The sequence below is a fragment of the Acinetobacter sp. OYA S30 genome, assembly GCF_033599315.1.
Taxonomy (GTDB): Bacteria; Pseudomonadota; Gammaproteobacteria; order Pseudomonadales; family Moraxellaceae; genus Acinetobacter; species Acinetobacter baumannii.
Genome location: NZ_JAWVAV010000087.1, coordinates 1 through 2,989, shown reverse-complemented (window position 1 = coordinate 2,989; position 2,989 = coordinate 1). Strand labels below are relative to the sequence as shown.

3 protein-coding genes and 1 pseudogene are annotated in these 2,989 nt (G+C 54.7%); 3 read left to right on the top strand and 1 reads right to left on the bottom strand.

Annotation, left to right across the window (positions count from 1 at the left end; genetic code table 11):
* The first annotated feature begins 133 nt into the window (after window positions 1–133).
* Both sul2 and R5R67_RS19070 read left to right on the top strand, forming a co-directional pair.
* Window positions 134–949 carry a sulfonamide-resistant dihydropteroate synthase Sul2 gene (gene sul2, locus R5R67_RS19075; protein ID WP_001043260.1) on the top strand — a complete coding sequence of 272 codons (816 nt, stop codon included), beginning with the start codon at window positions 134–136 and terminating at the stop codon, window positions 947–949.
* A gap of 86 nt (window positions 950–1,035) precedes the next feature.
* Window positions 1,036–1,338, top strand: a complete 303-nt coding sequence (locus tag R5R67_RS19070) for a phosphoglucosamine mutase (RefSeq protein WP_000251875.1) — start codon at window positions 1,036–1,038, stop codon at window positions 1,336–1,338.
* A gap of 175 nt (window positions 1,339–1,513) precedes the next feature.
* Here R5R67_RS19070 and R5R67_RS19065 read toward each other — a convergent pair.
* Window positions 1,514–2,344 (bottom strand): annotated as a pseudogene (locus R5R67_RS19065) (IS91-like element ISVsa3 family transposase); the annotation flags it as partial.
* Between the two features lie 63 nt (window positions 2,345–2,407).
* Between R5R67_RS19065 and R5R67_RS19060 the strand changes: the two are divergent.
* Window positions 2,408–2,989 (top strand): IS6-like element IS1006 family transposase (locus tag R5R67_RS19060; protein ID WP_005100622.1); only part of this gene is annotated, 582 nt, incomplete at its 3' end.

Here is a 2,989-nt window from a genome sequence, read left to right as displayed (position 1 = left end):
TATTTGTTTAAGATAAGATATAACTCATTGAGATGTGTCATAGTATTCGTCGTTAGAAAACAATTATTATGACATTATTTCAATGAGTTATCTATTTTTATCGTGTACAGAGATTATTATTATAGAAGCCCCCATGAATAAATCGCTCATCATTTTCGGCATCGTCAACATAACCTCGGACAGTTTCTCCGATGGAGGCCGGTATCTGGCGCCAGACGCAGCCATTGCGCAGGCGCGTAAGCTGATGGCCGAGGGGGCAGATGTGATCGACCTCGGTCCGGCATCCAGCAATCCCGACGCCGCGCCTGTTTCGTCCGACACAGAAATCGCGCGTATCGCGCCGGTGCTGGACGCGCTCAAGGCAGATGGCATTCCCGTCTCGCTCGACAGTTATCAACCCGCGACGCAAGCCTATGCCTTGTCGCGTGGTGTGGCCTATCTCAATGATATTCGCGGTTTTCCAGACGCTGCGTTCTATCCGCAATTGGCGAAATCATCTGCCAAACTCGTCGTTATGCATTCGGTGCAAGACGGGCAGGCAGATCGGCGCGAGGCACCCGCTGGCGACATCATGGATCACATTGCGGCGTTCTTTGACGCGCGCATCGCGGCGCTGACGGGTGCCGGTATCAAACGCAACCGCCTTGTCCTTGATCCCGGCATGGGGTTTTTTCTGGGGGCTGCTCCCGAAACCTCGCTCTCGGTGCTGGCGCGGTTCGATGAATTGCGGCTGCGCTTCGATTTGCCGGTGCTTCTGTCTGTTTCGCGCAAATCCTTTCTGCGCGCGCTCACAGGCCGTGGTCCGGGGGATGTCGGGGCCGCGACACTCGCTGCAGAGCTTGCCGCCGCCGCAGGTGGAGCTGACTTCATCCGCACACACGAGCCGCGCCCCTTGCGCGACGGGCTGGCGGTATTGGCGGCGCTGAAAGAAACCGCAAGAATTCGTTAACTGCACATTCGGGATATTTCTCTATATTCGCGGTTCAGCAGGCATGTCCCCTTTGAGGGCGACCCGACGACAGGATAATCGACCTTATGGTGCGCAAATATTTCGGCACAGACGGTATTCGTGGCAAAGCCAACGAAGGCGCGATGACGGCGGAAACCGCCTTGCGCGTCGGCATGGCGGCTGGCCGTGTCTTTCGTCGCGGTGACCACCGCCATCGTGTCGTGATCGGCAAGGATACGCGCCTGTCGGGCTATATGCTTGAACCCGCGCTCACAGCCGGTTTCACCTCGATGGGCATGGACGTATTCCTTTTTGGCCCGCTGCCGACAACGTATAGGAAGAATAAACGCCCTTTTCACCCAAGTCCAACAGCTTTGGACCGCAGTTGACTCTTTCGACACCCCTGCGATGCAACCCAATCCGGCTGACGGGGAGCCAGCAACGCTGAAAATTTACCCTCCTCTTTCCCACTAGCGGCTCCTTTTCCGACAACCAGCACGGCGGATCCCTGCCGCGGCGCTGTGAACGCAGCATTTTGATTGGTATCGTTGGCCTTCAGGCTCGTCAGTCAAACAGACCCAGGAGCAGCTCAGCCGGTGGCGCCCGGCTTTCGGGTAACGCCCTGGTCCCGCTGGTTTCGGCTTTGTGCTTCAGGTGATCAAGGATCTGCTTGATCACTATAGGGTCTTCAATGCAGGCGATGACTTTCATGGCGCCGCCGCAGCCGCTGCAGGTCTCGATGTCGATATTGAAAACACGCTTGAGCCGTTGCGCCCATGTCATCGACGCTCGCCGTTGTGCTGGTGTTGCCGGTTCATCAGCCACCCTGACCTTGTTGCCCCTGCCCCGTTTTGCCGGCGTGACCAACGCCCGGTGCCGACTGTTGGGTGCGAACACCCCGTGGAAGCGGGTTAGGTTGACTCTGGGCTTCGGTACCAGGGCGGCCAGCCTTGCAATGAAATCCAATGGTTCGAAAATGACGTGCGTGGTGCCGTCCCGGTACGGCGTCTTGAGCTGGTAGCGCACGTTGCCGCCTCGTGTTAACGACAGCCGCTTCTCGGATACCGCCGGGCGGCTGATGTACCGGCACAGCCGTTCGAGCTTCTTGCGTTCATCGGCCCTGGCCGCCACGCCGGCGTGCAGGCTGGACCCGGCTACCTTGCCAATCCCGTCACCGAACGGATCACCACTGGTCGGCAGAGTTTGCAAAGTGAACACCTTTCGCCCCGCCTGTGAACCGACAGCGATACGGTAAGTGATCGAGTGCCCCAGCAGGGGTGTCATCGGGTCGTCATCCACCGCATCCGAGGCCAGATAGCTGTTTTCGACATCCCGTTCCAGCAGGCCTTGCCGTTCCAGATAGCGACCCACCCGGTGGGCGATGGTGTGCGTCAGCGGCACTGTTGCAAATAACCACGAATGGTAAGCTGAAGACTGTTTTAGCTAAAGGTGCAGCATATGAATCCTTTCCATGGTCGGCATTTTCAGGGCGAAATCATTCTTTGGGCTGTGCGCTGGTATTGTAAATATGGCATTAGCTATCGTGAACTGCAGGAAATGCTGGCCGAACGGGGTGTGAATGTTGATCACACGACTATTTACCGTTGGGTTCAACGTTATGCTCCTGAAATAGAAAAACGTTTACGCTGGTATTGGCGTAATCCTACAGATCTGAGCTCGTGGCATATTGATGAAACCTATGTAAAAGTGAATGGACGATGGTCTTATCTGTATCGTGCAGTCGATCAACGTGGCGATACCATTGATTTTTATCTTTCTTCTAGACGTAATACCAAATCAGCATATTGTTTTCTTGGAAAAATTTTAAATAATGTGAAGAAGTGGCAAATTCCACAAGTGATCAACACGGATAAAGCACCCACATATGGACGTGCTTTATCACGGTTAAAACGGGAAGGTAAATGTCCACCAGACCTTGAGCACAGGCAGATTAAGTATAAAAATAACGTGATTGAATGTGATCATGGCAAGCTAAAGCGGATCATCAGGGCCACATTAGGATTCAAATCTATGAAGACG

Coding starts and splice junctions, on each gene's coding strand:
- sul2 (WP_001043260.1), top strand. CDS start 134: ATGAATAAATCGCTCATCATTTTCGGCATCGTCAACATAACCTCGGAC.
- R5R67_RS19070 (WP_000251875.1), top strand. CDS start 1,036: ATGGTGCGCAAATATTTCGGCACAGACGGTATTCGTGGCAAAGCCAAC.